Here is a 24,567-nt window from a genome sequence, read left to right on the forward strand (position 1 = left end):
ATGCGATTGGCGGTTAGACGGGCCTGCTCCAGGCTCCGACGTCGAACCCCGCCACGAGCTGATTGCTCATGTCGAATCCGAAGAGCGGCGATCCGTCCACGGTCGTCACGATCGTGTAGTTGACGCGAACACCCTCGGGCTTCAGAGGGATGTATCCGCCGGAAAGCAGCGCAAGGAACGTAGCCGGCGGGACCTTGCCGGCGATGCCGATCGTCATCGACATGTCCTGGTGGTCTTCGATGAAGACATGTGTGTCCGCGTCGAAGATGCTGTTCAGGATCGCCGCGCTTTGCTCGAGCGTCCCGTCCCAGTGATTCGCGCCGATCTTCGCGCGGATGACCAGCCGATATGTGTCGTCGTCGAGAATCGTGAGCCCCGTATCGGGGTCGAACGGTCCCTTCCATGCGCCTTGGTCGAATCCGAGACCGGCAATGTCGAACGAAAAGTAGACACCCGTCAGTGGCGTACGGATACGGCGTGACACGCCAACCCACACGCCGATCGTATCGAGCTGGTCACCCACCGCGACGTCCAAGTCGAACTTGCCGGGCATGCTCTGGAGCACGTTCAACTGGTCGACGAGCGGCTGCACGAGCGCGCCCAGCACCGCCGCAAACTTGGGCAAGTTGCGATGCTCGGACGTGATCAGCGCGGTGTAATCGGTCAGCTCGGCCATCAGGTCACCACCAGAGTCACGTTCGCCGGCGTACAGGACGCCGCCTCGTTGAACAGCAGCGCGACGTCAGGCGCGCCTGCGCCGCGCGGGCCGGTGAGCGTCAGCCCAGAAAGCTTGAATGTCACGCCCCCGCCGACGCTGTTCGCCGCGGTCAATGCGTCACCCCATTCGACGCTGCCGGACAGGCCACCGCCGATCTGCACGCCGTTGATGTAGTCGGACACGGCCTGCTGGATCTGCCGGCCGGCCTGGCTGGTGTAACCCGCGAGCGCCTTGATAGTTACGGTGGCCACAGTCGGAACGGCCGCCGGCCGGAAAAAATTGATCGTGATCGGCCGGCCGTATATGTCCGTGACGGCGATCGACGTCGTGCCGAACGTGCCAGCTCCCGGCGTCTTCTTCGACGCAATCGCGTTGGCGATGGCCGTCGCGTCGCCACCTTCAACCACCAGCGAGATCGAATGCGGCGGGATGCCGTTGGCGTCGGTTGCGCTCGTATCGTTCTCATAGGCGACGTACCGCGTGACACCTGGCACGTTCGCCACCGCACCGATGATGCCGTCGAGCACCGTGAGCGACGGTAGCGCCGTCGACACCATCTGTCGCTGGCGCAGCGCCGCGTCGGATTCGACGGGCGCGCCCTCGGCTGCGTCCGCCGGGTTCGTCACAGACTGCCAGCCAAGTGCGGGCGTCGCGATCTGGTTGATCGAGCCCGCGCGCGCGGATACGTCGCCGATGGTTGCGCAAGTGGCCGTCACCGTGATCGTGCCACTCGGCGGAATCGTCACGGTGGCCGGCAGCATCCACTGCACACCGTTGGCGTCTTTCGCCGCGCCATTCGTGATCGTCTTGCCAGCTTGCCCGACCAGCACCAGGTCCGCGCTCGAATACGACGCGACCTTCCGCGCGATGCCATTGATCTTGACGTTGCTCGACAGCGCGTCGCCCTGCGCCGTCGCGGGGCTGAACGACCGATAGATCGCGATGGCGACCGAGTTGACGTCGCTGATCGCCTTCGCAAACACGCCGAGCAGCTGGCCGTCCTGACTATCCGGCTCCAGGTACGTGTCGGCGCCGTAGATCGAGCGGTACTGATCCTGCAGAAACGCGAACACATCCGCGTACGTCGGCGCGCTGATGCCATTCGCGTCGATGGTGGGTGCAAGGGTCGTGAGGGTCACAATGTCGCCTGTACCGTGGTGGTGCCGTAGATGGTGTTGATCGTCGCGGAGACAGGCAGCACGCGCGTCTCAGGATCAGCCGTGCTCGAATAACTCGTGAGCTCGGTCACGCCCTGCGTGCCGAGGATGCACTGGCGGATCGCAGCGTCGTACTTGCCGCTCGTGTATTTCCCGAGCACGTCGGTATACCATGGCATGCCGGCCAACGTGTCGAGGAACCATTCGCCGCGCAGCAGGCGAAGGCGCGTTAGCACCGCCTGCGCCACCGTCTCGGGCGTGTTCACGAGAAAGTCGGCCGGTCCCCCGCCGAAGACGTAGTCGCCGCCAGCGTCGAGTTTTCGATACCGCATGGAAGTCCTTAGTTCGGCGGGCTGGTATTGCTTCCCGCGCCGTTTTCTCGGTGGGTGTGCGTGTCGTCGACGCGCTTGCCATTCGCCGTGATCTGGCCGATCACGTTCAGGATGCCGTTAAACACCGCCGCGGCGCCGCTCGCAGCGCTCCCGACCATGCCGCCAACGAACGTCAGCAGGCCCGTGATCGTCACGGCCGCCGAAAACGTCGACAGTGGCGCGACGACGTCGAAGCCACCCGGCGCAACGATCCTGACCTTCTGCAGCGTCGGGTTCAGGTCGATGTACGTCGCGCCGTCGTCGCTGCGCAGTTGCGTCGAGCTGCCGCTCACGCCGGCCAGCGCGCGCGGCCGCGACCGGTAGCCGAGCAGCACGAACCCGTCCGACAGGTCATGCATGCGCAGCTCGGCCTGCTCCTGAACGCCGCCCGACTGCCACCAGCCGTCAATACAGCGCGAGGCAAACACGACCAGGCACTCGTCGAGCGGCTTCGCCGGGAACGTCAACGTACAATTTCCGCCAGCCGGGAACTGCACCGGGCAGTCGACCAGCAGCGGCAGAGCAACGCTCTGGATCGTGCCGTCGATGCCGCGCACCTGCGCCTTGATGGCCGGCTGTACGCTGCATGTCTGCGCAACGGGGTCAAACGACTGAATTTCGCCCGGAAGCGCGGTCCATAGGCTCGCGCGCATGCCGTCGAACGCTTCACGCAGGGCGACCTCCGGGTCGCCTACCCTTTCACGTCGATCCATGGAATGAAAATGAAAAAACTGCTGTTGACCGCCGCGCTGCTCACGCCGCTTGCCTCCGTCGCTGACGACGCCTACGTCTACCCGTTCGCGGGCATGAAGGTCGGCGCGACCGTCGAGAACGAATTCCCGACCATTCTGTACACGACGAAGAAGTGCGAACTGCCGCTCGCGAACGCGAAGAACATGCGGCGTTATGAGTCCTACCGCGGCGTGTGGGACATCGGCTGCTGGGGCGAGACGATCGACGGTGATGCCGTGATCATCGTGCCGAAGATGCCAACGAAGTCGATGCCGCTCAACGTGCTCGCGCGCGCAGACGTGAAGCGCAACGGCGAGAACACGACGATGACCATCAAGGCGCTGCCGACGTACGGCCGCTAGCCGAACCGCTTGATCACGTCGGCAGACGGCACCGCCGCCTTGTCCTTGAACGAGTCGGGCAGCACCGTAACGTCGGCCGCGAGGCAGATCACGCTCGTGTACCACTCTTCGCCGCGCGTATCGCCGCTCACCTCCGCGACCATCACGTAGTAGAAGCCGTCGTCCTGCAGCTTGGCCTGCATCTCGATCCGCTCGTTCTCGGCCTGCTGGCCGACGTTCAAGCTGTACTCGTACTGCTGGATGCTTGCGTTGTCCAGCCAGATCAGCCGGCCGATCTTTACGCTGGGGTTCAACAGCATCTTCACCTCGATGCCGTTTGCCGTCTGCTGCGGCAGCGCCACCATGCCAGTCGCGGAAGTGACCACCGGTATCTCACCTGGCATGTACGCGGTCTCCGGCACCAACACAACTTTCCCGTCCTGAATGCTCCAGACTGTCTGCGTTGTCTTCGCGATCCCTCGAAGAAAGTCGCGCGCCATCCCGAACATCACCTTGCCGCGTGGCAGCGGGTTCGACGTGACCTGCGGCATGTACCCGAGCGACACGCCGTATGGGTTCATGGCTGCCGTCGCGGCAGACACATGGTCCGTTGCTACCGAGCCGGCCGCCAGCGTCGTATTGACCACGGCAAAGTTGTAAGCCGAGTCACCATCCGCCGCGGTGATGTCGAGGAACGTGTCGGTCTGGCTCTCGCGCCCGCGCCGCACCTGCTTGATCTGGCCGTCGAAGATGATCCCGTAGTTGCCCTCGTAGCCGGCCTGCAATACGACGCGCGTGAATTCCTTCTGCGCGCGCCTCGCCGTCGTCGCGGACACGTTGTAGACGCGGATGCGCGCCGAGTTTGGTGTTTGCAGGTCGCCACGCTGTACGCGGAACACGATTCGGAGCTCGGACAGGTCGAGCGCCTCTCCGCTGTCGAAGCCGATGATCAACGATACCTTGCGACCGAATTGCAGGATAGTCATTGTCGGGAACCAATAAAAAACCCCGCCGGGGCGGGGTTCGATCACTCACTCTCGTTGTTGCGATATCTCTGAATGGCAACCTTCGTGAACTGCACGATTTTTTCTGCCATCGAGATGCAAGCACTGGCGTCAACATCCCAATCAGCATCAACTTTGTAGTCTGCTTGCACCCGCAATCGCTTCAACTTCGAGATCAACCTTGCTGCTTGCTGAGCCTCGGTCCGCCCAGGCACCAACTGACGGCCCCACCGTTCCATCGCGTCGATGATCGCCCTATGACTGCTTGCGTCGACGAACTCTTCAGCCTTCGGAGCAAAGTCTTTCGGCACGCATTCATTGCAGTTGTGAAGTGCTCCGTAATATGCACGTGAGACAGCACTTCTCATTGCTGCCTCGGAGTTCTGAGACCTCGCAAGCAATCTAGCAACCTCGATGAATTCAAGCGGAGACATCGGGAAATACCTCAATTGATGCACCGAACAGGCCAAGCTGCAAATCCGGAACTTGGTCAAACAGAAGCGGTGTCAGTCTCTCGTCAAGCTCTTGAACACGCTCAGCCGACTCCCGAACAAACAGTTCGAAATACAAACTTTCTTCGCCAGGGACGGTTTCTACGAGATCGCGAATACCAACCAACCGCACCTTTTCGTCAAACAGAAACCGGGTGCAGACTCTTACGACATTCGCGACTGTCGAACTCCTCAACCCCATTCTCGACGAAATTTCGATGATCTCACGCGCTCGCAACAGATACTCGTCGATCGACTTAGAGCGCTTCTCGAGTAACGAAAGCAGATTCTCAGTCTCCGCCCACCTTCCTGCCGTGAAATTGTTCGAAATTGCCTCTTGCAGATACATAAGAGCTTCTGGCGCCAAATTCGATGCTTCTTCGATCAAGATGGACGCCCGCTCCAGATCGTTCAAATCGCGAAACGCTCTCGCCCAGTTGGCAATGACTGCGTGACCACCACCTAAATCAACTGCTTTCGAAAACGCCCGATCGACGCCGTCAACATCCCACTTACAAGCAGCAATCACGCCAAGAAGTTGTTGCGACATAACCGGGTCGACGTTCATGCTCTCACGAGCATCCCGCTCGAACCGAGCCAATGAAAATTGGTCCGGTTCAATGCCTTTCATGCGGATGCCAGTAAGCGCCGTGAACGCACTGTGCGCTTTGGACAGCGGAACTGGATTTACCATGTCCTTAAAATACGTCGCCGGTTGAACTATTTGATTGAAATACTACACCAGTTGGCTCCAGCTCAGCCGGTCACCCAGAAAACGTGAGATCCGATGCCGAGATCCTCATACGTCGGAACGTCGTCAGGATCCGAAGCACCTTGCACCCACAGGCGCCCCTGGAAGCCAAGGTGCTTGTACTGCCCGAGTAGGTCTATGCCCGCCACCAGAGGTATGCCGGATACCAGCGGGTTGTCCTGCGCGTCCGCGACGTCGAGCACCCATCCCGCGCCGCCGGCCTTGCGGTACTGGATTGTCAGGCGATAGTCGGTCCCGCTCAGCGTCACCGTGAAGCGCTCTGGGCGCGGCGAAAACGGAATCTCGAAGAAACTCGGCATCACATACTCCCAGGCGGCACTGCCCCGCCCGGCGCCGGCGTCGCCGGCATTGCCGCCTTCGTCCCGCCGTTGCCAGTCTCCGCCGTCGACGCCGGGTCGGCCTGGTTCTCGCGCGGCGGCAACTTCGTCACCTGCGTCGATACGATCCGGATCTGCTTGAGCGTCGCAGTCAGGATCAGCGCGCTCGACGTCTTCTCGTCAGTGGTGAGACGCAGCCCCTGCAGAAGCATGTTCTGGTAGGTTCGGCGGCTCGTCGTGACGTCGAACGGCGTGCGAGCCTGCTGCAAGGCGAGCAGCTGCGAGTAAATCGCGTTGACGTACTGCGCCGATGGTAGGCCGCCGCCGTCGAACGTAGCCTCGGCCGCGCCCAGCAGCGCCTCGTAGTCTGCGTTGCTCCAGCCGCAGCGCATCGAAACATCCGGTTGGCGCTTGAACGCGTGATCGGTGATCTGCGCCCCCTGCTCGACCGGATGCTCCGTGATCGTCAGCTCGTCGTTGTAGACCTCCTCGATCGCGACCTGCACCGTGATGCTGCCGATCTTCTTCGGTGAGATCATGATCATGTCGAGGATCATGCGACTACTCCCTGAAGGTTTCGAACCAGGTCGGAATTCACCGCACGTTGCTCCCGCTCGACTGCGCGCCCCGCTGCGGCGGGGTCACCTGCACCATTCACGTGAATCTGCGTGGTCTGGTTCACCTCGACCTTGTTCGTGCCCGCCGACGCGGTCCCAGCTTGCGCGATCGCTGCCGCCGGCGGCTGGTAAGTCGCGCGAGTGTTGCGAAGCGCAGTTTCCATCTCAGCGGCGGAGATACTCGCGCGGTTGTTGCCCTTGCCCGCGTAGTAGCTGCGGCCGGTATCCGGATCGGCCACGCTCGCCCACTCTCGCGACGCCGCACGCAGCGCTGCACGCAGATCGTCGCTACGTCCCTCAACGTAGTCGGAGATCGAACGTCGCTTGTTGCGAACCAGGTACTGCTCGAAGATGCGGTCCTGCAGCTTCCGGTCGAACATCTCATTGCCGCTCAGCTTCAACCCGCGCGCCGCCTCGGCCAGTGTGGTGCCGATGATCTGGTAGCGTCCGGCCGCGTTGAACTGCCCGGCGCGCTGGGCTGCCATCACCTGCGCCAACGTCATGCCTTCGAGGTTCTCAGTGCCGGCACGGTAGCCGCCGCGCGCGCCACGGTTCACGCTGTTGTAATCGCCTTCGCCGCGTGCGATCAACTTGCCGAAGGCCGTGTCCGCTAGCTGGCCGAGCCGATCGGCAAGACCATTTTCGCCAGACGCAGCAACACGCTCGATCCGCGGCGCCGGTGCTGAAGCCGAGCCCGATGCGCCTGTAGGAGTCGATGCCGCCGCTGGAGCTGACGCCGGTGCCGGAGACGATGCCCGACCAGGAGTCGGTCCCTGCGCATCTGACGGCGCCTGAGCCGTCCGCTGATCAGTTCGCGGCGGCGTCAGCTTCGCGCCCCCGCCATCCTTCATGCTGTCGATTTCCTCCTGTGTGTAGCCACCGGTGGAATCAAGGCCGCGCCGATCCTTCAGCGTGAGGATGTCCCACAACGAGCGGAAGCGGCCACCCGACAACTTGGTGATCAGGCCGTCGATCTGATCGCGCACGCCGTCTCCGATCTTCCAACCGAGGAATGCGGCGCCGACGGCGGCCGCGCTCGATGCGAGGGCTGCAAGCTCTACACCCATCGCCGAAAGCAGACCCGTCGCACCGCTCGCGGCCGCCCCACCCGCGCGCAGCGCTCCGACAATCTTCCAGATTCCGCCGGCGATCCGAAATACGCCGAGCGCCTTGAGCGCCAGGCCGAGCAGCAGGATCTTCGTTGACCAGCCGTCGGTGCCACGATCGAGTTCAACAAACTTGTCGGCCAGCCACCCCAGAGGCGGCCCCATCGCGGCAGCCGCCTTCACGACTGCGTTCGCGATGTCGGTGATCCTGTTGGCGATCTCGTCGCCATGCTCGTCCATCCACCGCTGAAACCGTTCGAGCTGCGGCCCGATCTTCTGCAGCATCGCGCCCTCGACGCGGATGCCTAGGTTCTCGAACGACGTGCCGAGCCCGCGCAACTGCGTCATGAAGCGGTGCGAGTCGTCGGCCGCCTTGTCGAGGCCGGTCGACTTCGACATCTCGCGATACTGCGCCAGGAGCTTCTCGAAGTCCCCGTTGCGCATCGCGAGCATCAGGTTCTCGTCGATGCCGAGAATGTTGCCGTACTGGCTGGCAAGCCACGTGGGCTTGTTCGCCAGCGACTTCCCGAGGTCCGACATGATGTCGACCGTGTCGCGCAGCTCACCGTTCGCGTTGCGCGTCTGCACACCGAGCGTCGCGAGGTATCCCTCCCCGGCCGGGTTGTTGCGCAGGAAGCGCGCGAGGTTCTCGATCGTGCCAGTGGCCGCTTCCGCCGAGACGCCCATGTTCCGCGCAGCGAACTCGAAGCCGCGCAGGTTGGTCGCCGACGCGCCGGTGCGTTGCGACACGAAATACAGGCGCTCGAGCTTCGACGCGAACGCCGCGACGCCGGCGCTCACCGTGAGCGCGGCGCCGGACACCGTGGCAATCAGCTGCTTGACGCCCTTCGTCGTGCCTTCGACGCCTTCCTTGAAGTTCTTCAGGCCCTTCTCGTCGACCTTGAAGCCGAGCGCGACCAGGAACTCGCGGATGACGACCGAATCAGCCATTTTCTCTTTCCATCTTGCGGCGGAACGCCGCTTCGTTGTCCGCCCGGACGGCGAGTGAATCGTTCATGAGCGCGATGTCTGCCAGGCCGAGCGCTCCGTCGAGCAGCGACTCGTACCTGCACATCTGGGCGTGCACCGGCGCGAGCAGCCAGTCCTCGCCACCGGGCAGCGTGCGAATCCAGCCTACGTCGCCGCCGGGCTGCTCGCTTGGCTGGTAAGCAGCCCGCTGATAAAAGGGCCGAGGTTTGCCACCACGACGCGCACGACAAGCGGCAGCATCACGTCGATGCCGATGTCGTCGAACATCGACGTCTTCTGCGCAGCGGACCAGATCTTCGCCCAGCCGGGCCCCTGCCAACGCTCGACAACGGACAGGCACGTGCCGAAGACGTATTCCACGTCTTCGTCCTTCAGGCCGGCCAGCGCGTCGGCGAACGGCTGAAGCACCGGGGCGATCGCGTCGACCAGCGACAGCAGCTCGCGCGACCGGTCGGCCTCGCGTGCCAGCGATGCAGTGCCCGACGCTTCCGTCTTGCTGGCGCCTTCGAGCGCCGCGAGCGCTGCATTCGCGCGCGCCTGCTCGCGCGCGACGTCGGCCTGCTCGAGCTCGGCGTAGAACTTCATCAGAACCGGGATCATCGGCGGGATGATCGGCGCGATGCGCCGCGACACGTGGAACTGCTGCATCGCGCTCAGCTTGCCGATCGCGTACCGCGCGCCGTTCAGTTGGACTTCGGTCGTCATGCTCAGTACGTCCCGAGGATGTTGTCGATCTTGATCGCGTCGAAGATCCATTCGACGATGTCGCCGTCCTTCGCGTACTTCAGGTCCGGCGCATTCTTGAACGCACAGCTGCGCGCGGTCGTCACGTCGCCGGCGGCCGTCTGCCGAACCTCGATCAGGTTCTTGCCCCACAGTCGGCTGTCGAGCGACTGCGCGTCGTACAACGCCATCAGCTTCGCGTTGATCGGCGCGGTCTTGAGGTACCTGAGCGTGACCTGCCCGGATTTATCGGCGTGCAGGCTGTGCATGCCTTCGCCATCCGAGCCGACGGTCATCGTGTTCTTGTCGCCCGCGCGTACGATCGTGATGCCTTCTTCAGCAGTCGCTTCACCGTAGCCGAGCGAGAATGCGCCACCCGGACCAACGATCGTCGCCGCGACGTCCTGAAAGCTGTAAGTCGCCATGTTGGGATGCCCCTGTTAGCGGTTGATGTTGACGAGGATGTCGGCGCCATGGATCGCACCGGCTTCCTTGCCCGCGACCTGGAACACGACAGACTTGCGGGCCTCGCGGTCGGCCTGCGACTGCGTCGCGATCGCCGGCTGGTACACGTAGTAGCCCTTCGCGAGCGTGTCGCCCTGGTTCAGTGCGCCGAAGCCGGCCGAATTCCAGACGCCTGGCGCGAGATACCCATTGTTCACGCCGGCCTCGCAGGCTGCGGCGATCGCCGCAGCGATCTGCGCGTTGCCGCCGTCGGTCTGCGGGATCTTCGTGGGGCTCTGGTACAGCAGGTTGTAAACGTCCGTCTCGATGCGGTTGCGGAACCAGATCGCGTTGTAGACGGAGTCGGCGAACAGCCCGCTCGGCGTCACACCGTACTGGATGATCGACGTGTTGTTGCTGTATCCAACGAACACGTTGCAGTTCTTTGCCTGAAGCGTGTTCGCCTGTGTGCTGGTCAGCTGCTCGGCGGCGACGCTCGGCTCCTGCTTAAACATGAGCGTGATCGTCGTGTTGTTGCCGTTGAAGTTCACCGTCAGCAGCCGGCCGAGCAGCGACGACACCGCGTACGGCGTCGCGCTCGAGTACTGCACGATCGTGTACTTCAGCTTCAGCGCCTGCAGCTTGCTAGCGATGTCGGTCGACACGGTCGAGTCGAGCGTCTGCGGGTTCTGCGTCGTGATGCCGTAGATATGGCGCTGATCGGCCTCGATGAGCGTTGCGACCGCGATGTGCTGCGTGTCGGTGATCGACGCGTCAGCGAAGTCGAGACCGAGGAACTGGTTCGCAAAGCGGTCGAGGAACACCGCAGCAGCGTCGACCGGCTGCTCGGGTGCAATACCGGCCGCCGGCGTACCGGCGAGGCTGCTGGTCAGGCCGAGCATGGACGAGACGTCCGTGCCACTGCCCGGCGCGGTCGCGTAGCCGACGGTCGAGCTGGTACCGGACGTGCTCGACGTCACCACGAACTGCGAGCCATTCCACGCGATCGTCGCGCCGGTCAACTTCGCGTTGATCACCGTCGCAACGCCGTTCAGGTTCGTCTGAGCCGAGAAATCGAGCGCAGTGACAGTCTTCGCGGTGCCGTCGATCGTGATGTTGAAGGCGCCAGTCGTGATCGCCTTCCAGGCGGTCATGTCCTGCTGCGCCGTCGACAGCACGCCACCACGAAGCGATCCGGAGGTGGCGGTCTTTGCCCACCGGCCGATCATCAGCTGTTGCGGCTGCGGCGTCTGGTTGAAGTACAGTGCCGCGGCGTAGTACTCCGGCGTGCTCGTTCCGAAGTCGGCCGTCACCTCGTCGATGCCGCCATACGAACGCGCGCGCTCGTTGGTGTCGATGATGGCCGACGGGCCGAGAATAAGCCCGGTGTTCATGTTCGCGCCTTGCGCCGCGAGAGCGGCAAGGTTGATCGTCACGTGGATCAGACGCGATACCGGCAATCCGTTGGACATGCTGGTCCCCTACGAGTGAATGTTCGAAACGCCGGCCACCGGCGTCGACGAGTCGGTCGTCGTCGCCACAGTGGCCGACTTGAGGTTAAGGACCGCATAGGTCCGGGTGATCTTGCGGCGCAGCGTCACGGTCATGTCGTAGCGCCGCACCCACTGCTGGTTGACCAGGTCGGGCGCTGCGCGAATCGGGCCAACGCTGACGAACGCCATGTCCTGGAGCTGGAGTTGCTCGCGGTTCTGCGGGATCGCCAGCCCGTCGGCGAGCCGTTGCGCGTAACCCTTCGCGCGCGGGCCGTAGAACGTGCACATCACGTCGACGTCCAGATGCCGGATGTACGTGTCGTGCCCATCGCCGGTCCCGTCGTGACGGATCGCCGGGCCGGCGTCTGGCTCCTGCTCCTGCACACCGAACGCGCACCAATCGACGGACGGCTCCGGTTGCTTCGGCACAGTCGGCTGCCAGCGCGGCCGCACGAGGTTTGGCGCCAGCGCTGTGATGCCGGCGATCAAGTCATGGACCAGATCGTCGAGGGCATCGTCCTCGGCCGGCGGCGCATCGACGGCCGGCGCCAGGTATCCGCCGGTCGAGCTGTCGTTCATGAGGTCCCCGCGAGAGGCTTGATGTCGCACGTCGCGCAGACGAAGCCACGGCCGAAGTGCGAGTAGTTGTTCACGTTGACGACGGTGTACGTGCAGCCCGCCCACACGACCTCGTCAGCGTCGTGGCCGGCGCTGCCGTCCATCAACCGGAACATCGTGTGCAGCGTGATCGAGCCGATGATTCGGCTGCCGTCCGCGTTGCGATGCAGGATGTCGCCCTTGTCGCTCGTCACGACGGCCGAAAACGGCGTCGAGGCGGCGGTGTTCTGCGCGCGACCGTGAGCATCGACCGTCTGCGTCATCCGATTGCAGATCAGGCCCGTGTCCATGAAATCCGGATCGAGCAGGACGTCGGTGACGTCGAGGAAAGCCATAGCGCGGGCACCAACGAAAAAGGGCCGCACGCGGCGGCCCTTGGATCGGGGAGACTGGAAACTACTTCTTGCGGACCACGTATGTGATCGCGTTTCGATACTGAGCGGTGTCGACGAGCGTGTTCTCACGCGTGACGCCGCGGCGCCGGCGCGCGGCCAGCGTCGAGTCAGCCAGTTTGGGCTGGATGTTGCTGTTGATCTTCGCGCGTACGCCGTTTTGTCCAGCCAGCCCGGCGAGCTTTAGCCGGCGCTCGACCTGTTCGAGATCGCCGTCGAGCGCAGCTTCGACGCCCTTCTGGAGCTGCGGCTCGAACTCCGGCCGCGCGTCCTGCACACCCGGCACCAGGTGCGGCCGCGCCGGGATATTGTTCGCCGGCGAGCCGTTTTCCATGATGTAGCCGATCTCGGCGTTGCTGAGCGGCTCGCCTTCGTTCTTCCGGCCGGCGGTGCTGTCGGGCACGCCGACGAGGACCTCTTTCTGGACGAGCCCGCTGATCGACTTCAGCACATCGTCGAGGCGGTCAATTTTCATGCTGCCCATGGGATTCTCCCGACGGGCAGAGGCAGCGTTACAGCTGAATGCCGCCCGAGCCCATCATCTGCGCGAGGCCGAGATAGCGGACGCCGTACATCGTGGCGTTCCAGAAGCCGCCGTCCTTGATGGCGACGGCCTCGGTGTTGTAGCTGGCGCTGACCTTGTCGACGGCCTTCGACGACTGCGGCCCCGTCACCTGCCCGGGCACGCCGCCGACCGCCGCCGTCTTCTGATCCTTCAACGCCAACGCGAGATGATGCGCGGTGACCAGCGCGACGCCCAGATCGGTCAGCTCGCCCCACCGGTCCGCGTTGACGAGAGACACCGCGACGGTCATCCAGAACTGGACGAGGGAGTCAGGGTAAGTCGTCGTGTCGTTGAACTCGGGAAACGATTGTCGGAACTGGGCGATGTCCACGTGCCACCTTGCCAAAATGCGGATTCCCGGCGCGCGCCAGCACGGCGCGGCGCCGGTAGGCCATTATGCCTTCTTCCCGCTGCCGGACTTCTGGGTCGCGCTGTCGGTTGCGCTGTCCTTCGCGGCCGCGGCGGCATCCTTCTGTGCCGCCTCGAAAGCGGCGACACGCGCGGCGAGATCCTGTTCGCCCGCCGCGACCGCAGCTTCGCGCGTATCGAGCGCCGCCGCGCGTTCGTCCAGCCCCTTGCCGAACGTATCGAGCTCGGCGCGCAGCTTTTCCAGGCGGTCCGACTCGGCTTGGAGACTCGCCGTTGCCGCCGCCTGGTCCGCCGCGCCGTCTTGCGAGCCGCTCGAATCGCCGGATTTCTCCGGCAGCGGGCCAGTGTGCGCCTTCGCATACCAGTGTTCGGCGATGAAGTCTTCGACCTCCTGCACGCCGGCCTCGACGCGGCGAACGACTTCCTCGCCCTCATGGAGCAGCCGGATCGTGAACGCCGTCAGAACGTTGATCTTCGCCATGTCAGATCCCGTCCCGGTAAGCGGCCGTCGTGCCGTAGCGCCATTCGACGCGGCCGATACGCGACCAGTAGGTCGTGATCTGGAACAGCGAGCGGTACTCGAGCGGCGTACGCTGCAGGTCCGTCATCGGGAACTGGACGTACTTCTTGTCGCTGTTGTACGCGACCATGCGATCGACGGTGTTGAGCTGCCCTTGCGTACCGCCTGCGCCGGCGCCGATCAGCCACTTCAGCTCGAGGATTTCGAGCGGCGTGCCCTGCTGCGTGCAGATGTTGTTCTCGAGCAGGTACGTGAGGATCGACTTGCTGCCGGCCGTGCTGATGAGACGCGACGCGACGCCACCGAGCGTTGCCGGCGGCAGCATCAGGCGGTTCGGCTTCACCTTCCAGCCAGAAGCTTGCCAGGCCGACGTCAGGATCTCGTTGACGTCCTTCAGGATCTCGTCCGGCGTCTTCGTGTTCCACTGCGGCGTGCCGGCAGCGCCGTTCGCGACGTTCGAAACGCTGCCGACGGCGCCGATCGAGTTCACCAGGCCGGTGAAGCTCATCTGCGGATCGCCGTAGTAGACGATCTGGTCGAGGTCCATGTTTCGCTTCATGTTCATCGCCTCGACCTTCTGCGAGTCGATCGGCATGCCGAGCTGCTGCGACTTCACGAGCTCGGGCACCGTGTACTTGACCTCGGCACCCCAGAGCAGCATCGGCTGTGCGGTCTTGCCGATGTCGACCGACGGGCCCGCCAGCGCGTTGCCCTCGTTCGAGATCCAGTTCAGGCCATTCGGGTTGATACCGCCGCTCATCCCGAATGCCGAGTTCGTGAACGACGCGACTTCGTCGGCCGCCGACACGTCGCTGCGGATGTAGATGTCGCGCGACCAGGTGTACTCGACGAGCGGCTCGTTCAGCGTCTGGTCGAGGCGTTCGAGCTGGCCGACGAGGAATGCGCCCGTCGAGTCGATCGTCTGGCGATCGTAGGTGTACTGCTGGTCCTGCGTGCGCGCGCGGATCAGCCGGCGCGTCGCGTCCGCGACGGCCGCCGACATCGGGATCGAGGCCCCGGCCCGGCGCAGGTGCTTCAGTTCGGACATGTCCATGTAATGGCTCCAGAAATGCAAAAGCCCCGCATTTGCGGTGCTTCGGGTGAAGCGCTGTTCAGCGCCGGATCAGATGTTGACGGCGATTTCGACGATGCCGTATGCGTCGGCCGGGCCGGTGAAGTACCAGTTCGCCGGCATCGCGACGGTGTTCGTGCCGTCGGCCGCCGCTTCGAAACCACCGAGCGGCTTGCCGGCGGCGGCCGCCGCGACGCGCACGTACACCGTACCGTTCTTCGTGGCCGGCGCGGTACCGCCGAGCGCGGCGTTGAAGTAGCCGCGCTTCAGGATGTCGGTCGGGCCGCTCGTCGGCGGCGTCGACGTGCCGAGCGGATCCGTGCCGTTGCCCTGGATCGGATACGCGCGCAGGTTCACGCCGTAGACGAGCGCCGCGGTGTCGGCCGCGTTGTTGATCGGCTGGATCTTGCCGTTCACCATCTTCACGGGGACGCCGAACGCCGTCGGCGGTGCGGCCGGGTCGATCAGTTGCGTCTCGATCGTGGCGACTTCGGCGCGCTGGAGGTCGCCGGCAAAGCCTGCCGGCATGCGAAATTGATAAGCTTGCAACGAGGGCATGTCGGCTCCTTACTTGCGGACCTTCCAGAATTCCGCGTGGATTGCGTTGATGTCTTTCCGCTCGGTCTGAGTGGAATCGTTCGTCCGGCGCTGCGTGACGCCGGAGTTCTTGCTGCGCACGACCTCCGACGCGGCATTGAAGAACGCCGCGACGGAATCGCAGGTCATGCTGGCGACGTTCGCGCCGCCGACCACCGACTTGACGAGTTCAGCGTTCTCGTTGTCCATCGCGGCGCGCAGCGCGCGGCGGCGCAGCACGCAGATGGCGTCCACCGTCTTCTTGCGGACCGCCTTCGCATCGAACGTCGGCAGCCGCACGCCCGGGGCGAGGATCTCGGCGCGCGACAGCGCGTCCTGAAACTGGTCGCGCAGTGCGGTGCTGTCGCCGGTACGCGCCCCGGTCTTGTCGTCGTCGCCCTCGCCGGCGCCATCGTTGTCCGTCGTGCCGGTGCCGTCGAGATCGTCGTCATCGCCGTCACCGTCGCCGGTCGGCGTGCCGCCGCCCTCGAGCTTCGTCACGCGATCGGCGAGCGCATCGATCTTGCCGTTGGTTGCATGGATCGCGTCGAGTACCTGCTTGAGCGGATCGCCTTCACCACCGCCCGCACCGTCGTCGCCCGTCGCGGAGACACCCGCTTTCGGATCAGCACCGGTACCGGGCATGTGGATATGAATCTGGGGCTGGCCGTCGCCACCCTCGCCGCCTTCGTCGCCAGTCATCTCGCTCGCGACCTTCTCGAACGCTTCGGAATCGCGCGTCATGAACGCCTTGCGCAACGCGTCGACGAACTTGGAGCCTTTTTTGGTTGCCATGCTTGCATCTCCTGTCGGGAGTAGGTTGGAACTGCTATCCCCGATCGAACACACGGGGCCACAGCGGGCGCTTTTCACGAGGGCGACGTGGTTGCCCACAATCACCACCTGTCGCGCCCGCCCAGGCGCAATCTGTTCGTAGTCGGCGTCGTAGCCATTGCTAACCTGCGTGAGCGCGTCAGCGCCCTTGCTCTGGACGCGGCGGATCGCTTCGGCGTCGGTGATCAGCAGGTCGGCGAGCATCAGCTCAGCCTGGTCGCCTTCGCCTTGCCGCACATTGCGGACCGTGCCGCGCGCCACCGACATGTAATTCACCGGCGTCACGAAATCCGGCGGGTGGTCGATCGTGATCGGCTTGCCTTCGAAGCTGGCGAGCGTCTCGGGACTGAACAGCACGTCGGCGGTACGCTCAGCGACGATGACGCCGTCCTTCGCCTCGATCTCCGGCAGCTCGAAGTAGGCATAGTCCTGCGCGCCGACGCGCGCGATCGGCACGGCCTCGCAGAGTAAGAAGCCCTCGGGCGTGATCGACTGCCGCTCGCCGAGCTGCTCGGTCGCGTATACGCCCGACGCGGTGATGCCGTCACGGGTATGCGCGCGAGCGCGCGCAGTACCAGCACCGCAGCTGCAGGCGTGGTCCGCCGTGGGAATTCGAATGGTCCGCATCTGGAACGAAATTTGAAGTAAGTCGATGATTCGGCAGGGATTCCGCAAGGCTTGAGGACTTGGCTATAATGCGAACTGGGACGGTCGCCGGAGGTGAGCCGACTGCCGAAAGGCAGGGGGTGCCTTATTTAAACGACGACTGGCCCTATTCCCCTTCCCGCACCAGGCCCTGGTTGTAATACCGGTGGCCGTCGTAGAACACCTTCACCGTGATCACCGCCCGATAGTTCTTGCCGTCAAGCTTGAGCGCGGCTGAGTACGTCTCTACCGCCTTAACGTTCGGGTCGCCGCGCTTGTCCGGTTGCGTTTCGATCAGCCGAGCGTTCGTCAGGAGGTCGGGCAACGCGGGGATGGAACGCAGCACTTCATCGTGGCCGGTCGCGACGGTGTGCCTGATCCCGCCGTTCGTCACTTCGATCTGGTTGCCTGTCGCCGCATTCTTGAACTTCTTCCCAGCGAACTGCTTGCCATAGGCGATGGCCTTCTGGCGCAGTTCCTTCATGCTGGTGAAGTCGCCAAGCTCGTCGCCTTTCAGCGTCGTAGGGCCGGCCGCCGCTCTACCTGCGGCACCTCCCGATCCGAACTGGCCGTTCGCGGAGCGCGGGTGCTTCGATTCCTCCCACGACGCGTCATACGTGTGGAAGTAGATATGCAGATGCTTTGCCATGGGCCTGTCGGGTCATGCGGGCTCGGCCCGGCAACTACTCAAAACGAAGGCCAACGACCGGCCCCCCTCATCTCGCAACATCAAGCCGACGGCAAAACCACTTCCGCCCAGCATCGGCAGTTGTAGATGCAGCCCGGATGCGCCCGCGCGCCGGTCCGCTTGTCTGCGATCGGTGGTTTGTCCCACGTGAAGAACTTTCCTTCGAGATCACGGTGGTCCTCACGCACGTCCGAGTCTCCAGACGTCCGCCAGAAATATCCCGGGCTGCTGACGTCGAGCGCGCGCGCCTCGGTGAGCGTCGCGGCCGTGCGACTGACCTCGGTTCTCGCGATCGTGTCGGCCCGGCTTTTCGCGACCTGCCCGGACTCCTGAATCGCCTTCGAAATCTGCGCGGCGCGCGTGCTGTCGACGATTCCTTCCAGCGTCAGCCGGTGCACACGCTCGGCCGCGTCGAGCGGGATCGACTTGATCAAGCGCACCTGGTCGGACAGGAGCGCACGCATCGTCTCGCCGGTGGCCGCGCCGCGAATCTCGTCGCGCAGCGCGCGCGACATGTCGGCGGCCTGCTTCATCCACATCTGCTCGTCGCGCCGATTCAGGTCTGCGATCATGCGTGCCGCCGTCGCCTCGGCCCATGGGGCCAGCGCCTCGGCATACCGACGTAACAGTTCCTCGATCGTCGGCGCATACGACGCGTCATCGGCCGGAAAGCCGTTCACGAGCACGCCGACTTGATGGGCGATCTTTCGCAGCTGGCTGCCGTATTGCCGCTCGGCACCGCTCAACCGGACGGGATTCTTGCGCCGGTCGCGCTTTCGATCGAGGGTGAGGATCATCGACGTCGGAATAGCCTGCGAAGCAGAGAATCGTTCGTTCGCGCGGCCGCGCCGGGCGCCGGGCCGAGCGGAAGCGCCGGATCAATTCCCGGCGGATCCTCGCCCTCTTCGTCGCGCTCAGCCTGCTCGATCGCTTCGTCCGGGATGTCGCCAAACATGCCGGTGTCCGGCGACGACGCCTTCAGCTCGCGCATGCCCTGGCTGCGCGGAATCAGGTCGGCGTCGACGGCCTTCGTCACCGAGTCGACCGTCTTGTTGCCGATCTCCGCCTTCTCGGCGGCCGACATCTCCTGCAGCGGGTTGAACTCGTACGAGAAGTCCTCGGGCAACGGCTGCCCGATTTCCGAACGACACATCACGTCGAGCAGCCCGTGCAGCGGGTTGCGCAGCCGGCGCTCCTGCCGCGTATGCACCTTCTCGTGATACAGCAGGCGCGACCCTTCGCCGGTGTCGCTCAAGCCGGCCGGCTGCTGGCCGAACAGTCGATCGAGCGGAATACCCGTTGCGCCGCTGAGCTGCATCGCGAACTGGAGCATGACGTCGGACAGACCGCTGAACGTGTACTGGTGCGTCTCGAACTTGTCGGTCGCATCGATGAGTGTGAGGCCTTCGTTCGACTGCCCTAGCCGGATCATCTCGACCTGCTTCAGCAGGCCGTTGAGCGCCGGGCCGCCGGCCGCGATGATCTCACGCAGCTTCTCGACGCTCAGCGTGCGCAGATGTGCCTTATAGACGAGCTGCCCGGCGCCGACGGTCGCGCTGTCGAATGCGATGAGCCGATCCCACATCGGCTCGAGGATCGACAACCCCCAGCCGTTCTCGCTGATGCGCTGGTAGAACGGCAGTGCTTCGCCGTCCATTCGCAGCACGCGCGAGTGGTGAATGCGCCCCTGCGGCAGTCCGATTGCCGTCGGCAGCACATCGTAGAACTTCGGCATGCCGAGGTCGGGACCGAACTCGGTCACAACTTCGCCGACGGGCGGCGCAACCATCCAACGGTCAAGCACGAGCAGGCCCTTGAACTGGCCTTTCCCGATGGTCTCGCGCCGAAGCGGCTGCGACATGTCCTGGCCGTCGATCAGCATCACCGCGATCGCACCGCCGTACAGCTGCGCCCACTTGCCGGTGTCGCAAAGCTGGTCCCAGATCGCCTTGCGCGTCAGCGCCGTCTCCATCTTCGACACGTCGGTCGGATCGAGCCCAGACATCTCGATGCCCTTGCGGGTCATGTCCTCCGGGATCGCGTCTACCGCGGCGCGCACGATCCACGATCCGCGATATGCGGCCTCCAGCCAGACGCGGTTGCGGCTCTGGTACGTCAGCGTGTACTGCGCCGCCGACGCTTGGTTGTCGGCGCCCCAGCCCAGCCGCGCCTCGAAGTTGGCGAACGAGTCGACCGTGCGGTGGGCGTGAGTTGCCGCCGGCGCGCGCGGCGGCCGGGTCTGTTGCTTCCGTTTCGACATTCCGGGAAATCCTGTCGTACTCAACCGGCAAGCCGCTCCCAGACCGACAGGTCCTTCGCGCCTCCCAGCATGTCGTTGATTGCGTCGACCATCGGATCGATCTGGTCGTCGTGCATGTGCGTGTCGTCAGCCGTGAACGAGTCGCACTCGGTCAAGAAGTCGCTGACCCATGGGGCATCCAGCGGGACTGCGACGTTGCCCGAGTCGATATGGCTCACGACGTCCATCACACGTGTCAGCTTGTCCTTCACGCGCTCGATGCCCTCGATCGGGATGCCGCCCTCGGCCTGGATGTCCTGAATCAGCCCGGTACCGCTGGACTTGTCTTCGACCTTCATCTGGCGCAGCACCGGTGCGCCCGGGTCGTCCGCGCCGATGGCCGCGTGCTTGTTCCAGAAGTCGATCGCGCGGCGCTTCAGCTCGGGCGCCTTCCACTTCCCGCGCACCAGGTCGATCAGGTACAGGCGGTTGTCGTACCCAAGGCCCCAGCACTCGAACACGCTGTAGTCGTTCCGCTCGGCGGTCTTCTGCGCCGTGTCCGCGAAGATCTTCCGGTACTGGAGCTGCGGCAGAGCGCCGTAGCGCAGAAACTTGCCGCTTTGGATGATCCCGCCGCCCAGCGGCGACGGCCGCTGCATGTACTGGCCGTTGAAGACGTACGCGTCGGCCTTCTCGGACGCGAGCAGCTCCTGCAGCGGCTCCTTGTACGGCCAATAGCTGTACCGGCCGTCCGCGTCACGCCCGTCGCACTCGACGCGGTCGCGGATGTGCGCCGGCAGCTTCGCGACGTACTCGTCCGTGATCAGCGCCGGGATCTCGATAAACTCCCAGTCACCCGGCAGCTTGCCGGCCTTGATGAAGCCTGTCGGGTCTTCCTCGGCGAGCCGCTGCATGATCACGATGATCGGCGTGTCGGGATTCGCCTTCCGGCTCTTCACCGTCGACAGCAGCTTGCGGTTCGCCTTGTCACGCGCGGTCTTGCTGTACGCGTCGTCAACCTTCAGCGGGTCGTCGATGATGATCGCGCCCTGCCAGCCCTCGGTCATGTGCCCGGCACGGAAGCCGGTGATCTGGCCGCCGAGCGAAACGGCGTACACGCCGCCGGCCTTGCGGCCGTCGATCATCACGTTCCAGCGCTTCTTCGACTTCGCGTCGTCTGCGATCGCGAGTGGCCAGAGCGCCTGGTATTCGCCGGACGCGACGATGTCGCGCGCCGTCTCACTGTTCAGCAGCGCGAGGTCGTCCGAATACGAGATGTGTAGGAACCGCGCGCGCGGATTCAACGCCAGGCCCCGCGCGATCAGGTTGATCGCAACCAGCTCAGTCTTCGACGAGCCCGGCGGCACGTTGATGACGACGTTCTTCAGCGTGCCGTCGATCACGCGCTGCACCGTGTCGGCGATCAGCACGTGGTGCCAGTTGACACGGAACTTGATCGCCTGCCGATGCTTGAAGAAGTACCGGCTGAAAAACAGGTGGTCCCGCTCGCACTTCGCCTTCAGAACGGCCCGCTCGATGGCGGGGTCAATACTCGTCTTCGAGCTTGGCGACGGCGGCTGCGACCTGGCTTTCATCGACGACGACCGTCCTGTTCTCGATCGGGCCGCCGTTCTCCCCAGTGTGTTCGAGGCGGCGCCGGTTCGTGTAGGCGTCGCCGGATTCCTTCGCAGCCTGTTCGAGCAGCTGCGCCATCAGCGGCAAGTTGTTGCGTCGCTCCGCTTCCGCGACGGCACGGTCGAGCGCGCGCAGGCGCACCGCGCGGTGCGATACACCAATGCGGGACGTGTCGTTGAGGAACTCCTCGCGCGTGCGCTCGAAGATCTCGCGGTACTTCTTGCTGAGCGTCTCGCCGGCGCGCTTCGTCGGGTCATAGCGCTCGCACTGCTGCGGCGACACCTCGACGCCGAACTCCTCGCGCACGGCCTTCGCGGTGCGCGAGATCGTGTCGAAACACGCCAGCGATTGCACGATGAACAGCTTGATCGTTGCGGGAAGTGCGGCCATGACGGGAAACGTTCAGAAAGGGCTACGCGGCACGCAGGATGCAGGTGCCGCAGGCCCGGGCGATGTCGGCGTCGCCGACTTCCGGCGCGTGCTGGGCTGCGGCGACGAACTTCGCGGTATGTCCCGCGCCGCCGGACATGCCGTAGCGCCGGACGATGCCGACGAATTCCTCGACGTCGTGCCCGCGGATACCGAGCTTCGGCATGCCGTCCTTCGTGAAGGCCGGCGCGCCGAACGCATCGGTGCGCTGGCCGATGTGATACAGCTCGTGCTCGACGAGCGCACACCACTGCAGGTCGTTGCATTCGCGCGCATAGTGCGCGTCGAGCGTGATCAGGAACGCCGGCACGCGGCCGAACCATTCGAGGTATTGCTGTTCCTGCCGGGCACGCTGCCAACCGCCGGCGCGGATCATCACTTCTTCGCACTGGCCAACGACGCGGCGCATCCGGCGCACGTTCTCGACGGCCGCCCAGAGATAGGCGACGTCGGCGTCGACCAGATGTGCGTGATCAGGGTTGTGCAGCGGCGCGCCTTCGCGCAGCAACGTCTCCCTCACCCACTCGGCGACACCGTCTGCCGGCACGATGCGCCGGATCCAGTTCGAATCGCCGAATAGGATGTCGGGTGGCGCCGGACGAGGCGGTGCCGCAAGATGAGCGACGTCGGTGCGGTGGGAATTACGCGCCATATCGTAAAATCGTTCTGCGGATCGTCCGCGACAATCACACGGAGATGATGATGATGACCCCGGGGATATTTCAACGCGACTTGGCGGCTTATAAGCTTCCCGAAATTAAAACAGCGAGTGAGTACGCCTTTGACACCCTTGTGCAGGAAATCAAAACGTTCGAAGGTTCGCTTGCCGAAGGTGAAGCGGTTGGCGGGATGCTGGCGTCTTTCGGCAAAGCGATAACGATTCAGATAACGAGAATTGCGCTCAGTGGCCAATTCGTTTGCTTCGACGGCCTCACCGAAAACGGTGACGACGCACGGCTAGTCCAACACTTCACTCAGGCGTCGCTGTTGCTCGTGAAACTTGCTAAGCCGGTTGCGCCGCCGAACCCTATTGGATTTGTGCACAGCTCCTAAGGGCACGCCACAACGAAAAAGCCCGCTGGCTTTCGCTCAGCGGACTTAACGTGACTGGCACCACAAAGTCCGATTCGTCTAGGTCACAGTGTGATAACGACTGGCGCCAAAGATTCGCATACCCAATCCTTCGACGCCTGATCGAAGAATTTTGCAGCTTGGCGAACCATTTCCGGGTTCCGTTCGTTAGTGACCTCGTCACCATAAAGGCACGATCCGCTCTCGCCTTGCTGACCCAGTATCATTTTGAATTGCTGATGACCGTCCATTCGAAGAACCGTGACCGGGAGGTCGATGCTCAACGGAGGCACCTCAATTCGAAGAATGAAATCGAGAACAAAACCCGTCGTGATCGGAACAGCATCGAAATCCGAAACCTCTACCACGCGGTTATCGTCGGTTTTCACCATGATCTTGACCTTTCCAGCGGCATTCATGAAGTTCTGAAGGTCGACCCAGAAATGTTGCGCGATCATGCGAGCGATTCCTGCATCAGTATTGAATCGCTTGATACTGCTCATTACGTTTGACTGTACATCCCCATATGCCATTTTGGTCTCCTTGTGCCCGCGAATAAGGTATGTGCTCGCTACGCGAACGATTATGCCGCATTCGCATCACAATAGATCGCCATGGAATACAAAAAGCCCGCTTTCGCGGGCTTCTTTGCTTTGGACGCACATATGACGTGTATCGAATATGGCGGATTATTGTGTGTGAAACACACATTGTCAAGTAGTCGATCGTTCCTGCAGCAATCCGAGCTCGCTGAACCGTCGCTCGATCACCGACCACGCAAGCCCCTCGACGCCCGCCTCGCCGGTTTTCTTATCGCCCTCGATCCACTTCCGCACCGCAGCGTTCTGTTTGCTGACGGTGTTCACATGCGCCTCGCAATCGTGCGCGATGTCGACCAGGTCGCACTTCACACCGAACAGCCGCTCGATGATGGCCCGCCGCACACGGTAGTGCGAGAAGCCAGAACAGTACGCGGCGGACGCCCGAATCAGCCACCCGATCGCGGCCTGCCACTCGATGTTCGGCGTCCGGCCGCTGCAGCACGCCGCGCCGCACGAGCACGGCAAGTCATGCGGCGCCGCGCGCGCGACGATCACGGACAGATGCAGCTCGGGCAGCTCCCAGAGATGTCGGCGAATTTCCCCGGCCTGTCCGGCGCCGTCGAGGCCGACGAGCCCCATGCCCGTGCCGATCGACTCGCCGCGCAGCCGCTTCGCCATCATCGTCTCGCCGTACTGCTGCCCCGAGTAGCAGAGCGCAAAGCGCACGGCGTCGAACGCCGACTTGAACTCGACGACGTCGCTCATCGTGCACCTCGCGTCGCCATCGCCAGCGCCTGCCGCGTGTTGAGCTCGAGCATGTAGCCCGACAGGTTGCTGGTGAAGTCCGGCCGGATGCGCGTATCGACGTGCGAGCCCGGCGAGCGGCTCGTGCCCGCGAGCGAGTACATGCGGCCGCGGCTCTCCGAATGGCAGTCGAGCCGCGCGAGCGCGACGTCGAGCGCAAGCAGCTGGCGCACCGACGACACGGGGTGCTTCAAGCGTCGAGCGAGGTCGTGCGCCGAATATCGGATGCCGGGCTTCATCGCCTCGATCAAGCCGTTGATGGTGAGTTTGCTTTTTGCTTTCAAGGCCCCGC

The 24,567-nt window shown here is 63.9% G+C and carries 33 protein-coding genes; 2 read left to right on the forward strand and 31 right to left on the reverse strand.

All coding sequences use genetic code 11. The features are described from left to right. Positions 1-13: 13 nt before the first annotated feature. The 4 genes from G3N96_RS04040 to G3N96_RS04055 are packed head-to-tail and all read right to left on the reverse strand — an operon-like array spanning position 14 to position 2,959. Complete coding sequence (locus tag G3N96_RS04040; RefSeq protein ID WP_206136302.1) at positions 14-676, reverse strand: DUF2612 domain-containing protein; 663 nt, start codon at positions 674-676, stop codon at positions 14-16. Further along, entirely contained in the window at positions 676-1,857 is a 1,182-nt protein-coding gene (locus G3N96_RS04045) for a baseplate J/gp47 family protein (protein WP_206136303.1), read from the reverse strand. The genes G3N96_RS04040 and G3N96_RS04045 overlap by 1 nt, the downstream gene beginning before the upstream one ends. Next, positions 1,854-2,207 (reverse strand): hypothetical protein, encoded by a 354-nt coding sequence (locus G3N96_RS04050; RefSeq protein WP_206136304.1) that lies wholly within the window; start codon positions 2,205-2,207, stop codon positions 1,854-1,856. Before G3N96_RS04050 ends, G3N96_RS04045 begins: the two co-directional genes overlap by 4 nt. Positions 2,208-2,215: 8 nt before the next feature. Further along, positions 2,216-2,959, reverse strand: coding sequence for a Gp138 family membrane-puncturing spike protein (locus tag G3N96_RS04055; protein ID WP_206136305.1), 744 nt, complete (start codon positions 2,957-2,959; stop codon positions 2,216-2,218). 9 nt (positions 2,960-2,968) lie between these two features. On the opposite strand from G3N96_RS04055, the gene G3N96_RS04060 reads away from it, so the two are divergent. Next, positions 2,969-3,340 carry a hypothetical protein gene (locus tag G3N96_RS04060; protein ID WP_241022468.1) on the forward strand — a complete coding sequence of 124 codons (372 nt, stop codon included), beginning with the start codon at positions 2,969-2,971 and terminating at the stop codon, positions 3,338-3,340. Here G3N96_RS04060 and G3N96_RS04065 read toward each other — a convergent pair. From G3N96_RS04065 to G3N96_RS04175, 24 genes are all read right to left on the reverse strand, one after another. After that, on the reverse strand, positions 3,337-4,305 hold the full coding sequence (locus tag G3N96_RS04065; RefSeq protein ID WP_206136366.1) for a hypothetical protein: 969 nt from the start codon (positions 4,303-4,305) through the stop codon (positions 3,337-3,339). The two genes, G3N96_RS04060 and G3N96_RS04065, sit on opposite strands and share 4 nt — an antisense overlap. Before the next feature lie 41 nt (positions 4,306-4,346). Next, positions 4,347-4,757 (reverse strand): hypothetical protein, encoded by a 411-nt coding sequence (locus G3N96_RS04070; RefSeq protein WP_206136307.1) that lies wholly within the window; start codon positions 4,755-4,757, stop codon positions 4,347-4,349. Further along, positions 4,744-5,445, reverse strand: a complete 702-nt coding sequence (locus tag G3N96_RS04075) for a hypothetical protein (protein ID WP_206136308.1) — start codon at positions 5,443-5,445, stop codon at positions 4,744-4,746. The genes G3N96_RS04070 and G3N96_RS04075 overlap by 14 nt, the downstream gene beginning before the upstream one ends. A gap of 125 nt (positions 5,446-5,570) precedes the next feature. Next, entirely contained in the window at positions 5,571-5,885 is a 315-nt protein-coding gene (locus tag G3N96_RS04080; RefSeq protein ID WP_206136309.1) for a hypothetical protein, read from the reverse strand. After that, complete coding sequence (locus tag G3N96_RS04085; protein WP_206136310.1) at positions 5,885-6,460, reverse strand: phage baseplate protein; 576 nt, start codon at positions 6,458-6,460, stop codon at positions 5,885-5,887. Before G3N96_RS04085 ends, G3N96_RS04080 begins: the two co-directional genes overlap by 1 nt. After that, entirely contained in the window at positions 6,457-8,577 is a 2,121-nt protein-coding gene (locus G3N96_RS04090) for a mannosyl-glycoprotein endo-beta-N-acetylglucosamidase (RefSeq protein ID WP_206136311.1), read from the reverse strand. The genes G3N96_RS04085 and G3N96_RS04090 overlap by 4 nt, the downstream gene beginning before the upstream one ends. Next, positions 8,570-8,701: a hypothetical protein gene (locus tag G3N96_RS39645; RefSeq protein ID WP_256991387.1), complete on the reverse strand. Its 132-nt coding sequence runs from the start codon at positions 8,699-8,701 to the stop codon at positions 8,570-8,572. The genes G3N96_RS04090 and G3N96_RS39645 overlap by 8 nt, the downstream gene beginning before the upstream one ends. 59 nt (positions 8,702-8,760) lie before the next feature. Next, positions 8,761-9,321 (reverse strand): phage tail assembly chaperone, encoded by a 561-nt coding sequence (locus G3N96_RS04095; RefSeq protein WP_206136312.1) that lies wholly within the window; start codon positions 9,319-9,321, stop codon positions 8,761-8,763. A gap of 2 nt (positions 9,322-9,323) precedes the next feature. Then, on the reverse strand, positions 9,324-9,764 hold the full coding sequence (locus G3N96_RS04100) for a phage protein (protein ID WP_206136313.1): 441 nt from the start codon (positions 9,762-9,764) through the stop codon (positions 9,324-9,326). Positions 9,765-9,779: 15 nt separating this feature from the next. Beyond that, the gene (locus tag G3N96_RS04105; protein WP_206136314.1) at positions 9,780-11,255 is read right to left on the reverse strand and encodes a DUF3383 domain-containing protein; all 1,476 of its coding nucleotides are present in this window, start codon (positions 11,253-11,255) and stop codon (positions 9,780-9,782) included. Positions 11,256-11,264: 9 nt separating this feature from the next. Next, positions 11,265-11,855, reverse strand: a complete 591-nt coding sequence (locus G3N96_RS04110) for a hypothetical protein (protein ID WP_206136315.1) — start codon at positions 11,853-11,855, stop codon at positions 11,265-11,267. After that, entirely contained in the window at positions 11,852-12,229 is a 378-nt protein-coding gene (locus tag G3N96_RS04115) for a hypothetical protein (RefSeq protein ID WP_206136316.1), read from the reverse strand. The genes G3N96_RS04110 and G3N96_RS04115 overlap by 4 nt, the downstream gene beginning before the upstream one ends. Before the next feature lie 61 nt (positions 12,230-12,290). Continuing rightward, the gene (locus tag G3N96_RS04120; RefSeq protein ID WP_206136317.1) at positions 12,291-12,770 is read right to left on the reverse strand and encodes a hypothetical protein; all 480 of its coding nucleotides are present in this window, start codon (positions 12,768-12,770) and stop codon (positions 12,291-12,293) included. 28 nt (positions 12,771-12,798) lie between these two features. Beyond that, the gene (locus G3N96_RS04125; protein WP_206136318.1) at positions 12,799-13,182 is read right to left on the reverse strand and encodes a DUF4054 domain-containing protein; all 384 of its coding nucleotides are present in this window, start codon (positions 13,180-13,182) and stop codon (positions 12,799-12,801) included. A gap of 63 nt (positions 13,183-13,245) precedes the next feature. Continuing rightward, the gene (locus tag G3N96_RS04130; RefSeq protein WP_206136319.1) at positions 13,246-13,701 is read right to left on the reverse strand and encodes a hypothetical protein; all 456 of its coding nucleotides are present in this window, start codon (positions 13,699-13,701) and stop codon (positions 13,246-13,248) included. A 1-nt stretch (position 13,702) separates the two neighbouring features. After that, a complete protein-coding gene (locus tag G3N96_RS04135; protein ID WP_206136320.1) occupies positions 13,703-14,794 on the reverse strand; it encodes a DUF2184 domain-containing protein in 1,092 nt (363 codons plus the stop codon). Positions 14,795-14,863: 69 nt separating this feature from the next. Beyond that, positions 14,864-15,370: a hypothetical protein gene (locus tag G3N96_RS04140; protein WP_206136321.1), complete on the reverse strand. Its 507-nt coding sequence runs from the start codon at positions 15,368-15,370 to the stop codon at positions 14,864-14,866. A gap of 9 nt (positions 15,371-15,379) precedes the next feature. Next, positions 15,380-16,849, reverse strand: a complete 1,470-nt coding sequence (locus G3N96_RS04145) for a DUF2213 domain-containing protein (protein WP_241022469.1) — start codon at positions 16,847-16,849, stop codon at positions 15,380-15,382. 145 nt (positions 16,850-16,994) lie between these two features. Then, complete coding sequence (locus G3N96_RS04150; RefSeq protein WP_206136322.1) at positions 16,995-17,516, reverse strand: hypothetical protein; 522 nt, start codon at positions 17,514-17,516, stop codon at positions 16,995-16,997. A gap of 80 nt (positions 17,517-17,596) precedes the next feature. Then, the gene (locus G3N96_RS04155) at positions 17,597-18,352 is read right to left on the reverse strand and encodes a phage minor head protein (RefSeq protein ID WP_206136323.1); all 756 of its coding nucleotides are present in this window, start codon (positions 18,350-18,352) and stop codon (positions 17,597-17,599) included. Then, the gene (locus G3N96_RS04160; protein ID WP_206136324.1) at positions 18,349-19,815 is read right to left on the reverse strand and encodes a DUF1073 domain-containing protein; all 1,467 of its coding nucleotides are present in this window, start codon (positions 19,813-19,815) and stop codon (positions 18,349-18,351) included. The genes G3N96_RS04155 and G3N96_RS04160 overlap by 4 nt, the downstream gene beginning before the upstream one ends. A gap of 20 nt (positions 19,816-19,835) precedes the next feature. Continuing rightward, positions 19,836-21,389, reverse strand: a complete 1,554-nt coding sequence (gene terL / locus G3N96_RS04165; RefSeq protein WP_206136325.1) for a phage terminase large subunit — start codon at positions 21,387-21,389, stop codon at positions 19,836-19,838. Then, on the reverse strand, positions 21,340-21,819 hold the full coding sequence (locus tag G3N96_RS04170) for a DUF2280 domain-containing protein (RefSeq protein WP_091923369.1): 480 nt from the start codon (positions 21,817-21,819) through the stop codon (positions 21,340-21,342). Before G3N96_RS04170 ends, terL begins: the two co-directional genes overlap by 50 nt. A gap of 22 nt (positions 21,820-21,841) precedes the next feature. Continuing rightward, positions 21,842-22,510, reverse strand: coding sequence for a putative metallopeptidase (locus G3N96_RS04175; RefSeq protein WP_206136326.1), 669 nt, complete (start codon positions 22,508-22,510; stop codon positions 21,842-21,844). Between G3N96_RS04175 and G3N96_RS39650 the strand changes: the two genes are divergently transcribed. After that, positions 22,447-22,911 (forward strand): DUF6173 family protein, encoded by a 465-nt coding sequence (locus tag G3N96_RS39650; protein ID WP_206136371.1) that lies wholly within the window; start codon positions 22,447-22,449, stop codon positions 22,909-22,911. The genes G3N96_RS04175 and G3N96_RS39650 overlap by 64 nt on opposite strands. An 83-nt stretch (positions 22,912-22,994) precedes the next feature. Here G3N96_RS39650 and G3N96_RS04185 read toward each other — a convergent pair whose 3' ends face one another. The 3 genes from G3N96_RS04185 to G3N96_RS04195 all read right to left on the reverse strand — a co-directional run bounded on the left by G3N96_RS04185 (position 22,995) and on the right by G3N96_RS04195 (position 24,559). Next, positions 22,995-23,387: a hypothetical protein gene (locus tag G3N96_RS04185; protein WP_206136327.1), complete on the reverse strand. Its 393-nt coding sequence runs from the start codon at positions 23,385-23,387 to the stop codon at positions 22,995-22,997. 255 nt (positions 23,388-23,642) lie between these two features. Next, complete coding sequence (locus G3N96_RS04190) at positions 23,643-24,236, reverse strand: DNA-binding protein (protein ID WP_206136328.1); 594 nt, start codon at positions 24,234-24,236, stop codon at positions 23,643-23,645. Continuing rightward, a complete protein-coding gene (locus G3N96_RS04195; protein ID WP_206136329.1) occupies positions 24,233-24,559 on the reverse strand; it encodes a hypothetical protein in 327 nt (108 codons plus the stop codon). The genes G3N96_RS04190 and G3N96_RS04195 overlap by 4 nt, the downstream gene beginning before the upstream one ends. Between the last annotated feature and the right edge of the window lie 8 nt (positions 24,560-24,567).

Origin of the sequence: Burkholderia sp. Se-20373 (genome assembly GCF_017104705.1) — a bacterium.
Taxonomy (GTDB): Bacteria; Pseudomonadota; Gammaproteobacteria; order Burkholderiales; family Burkholderiaceae; genus Burkholderia.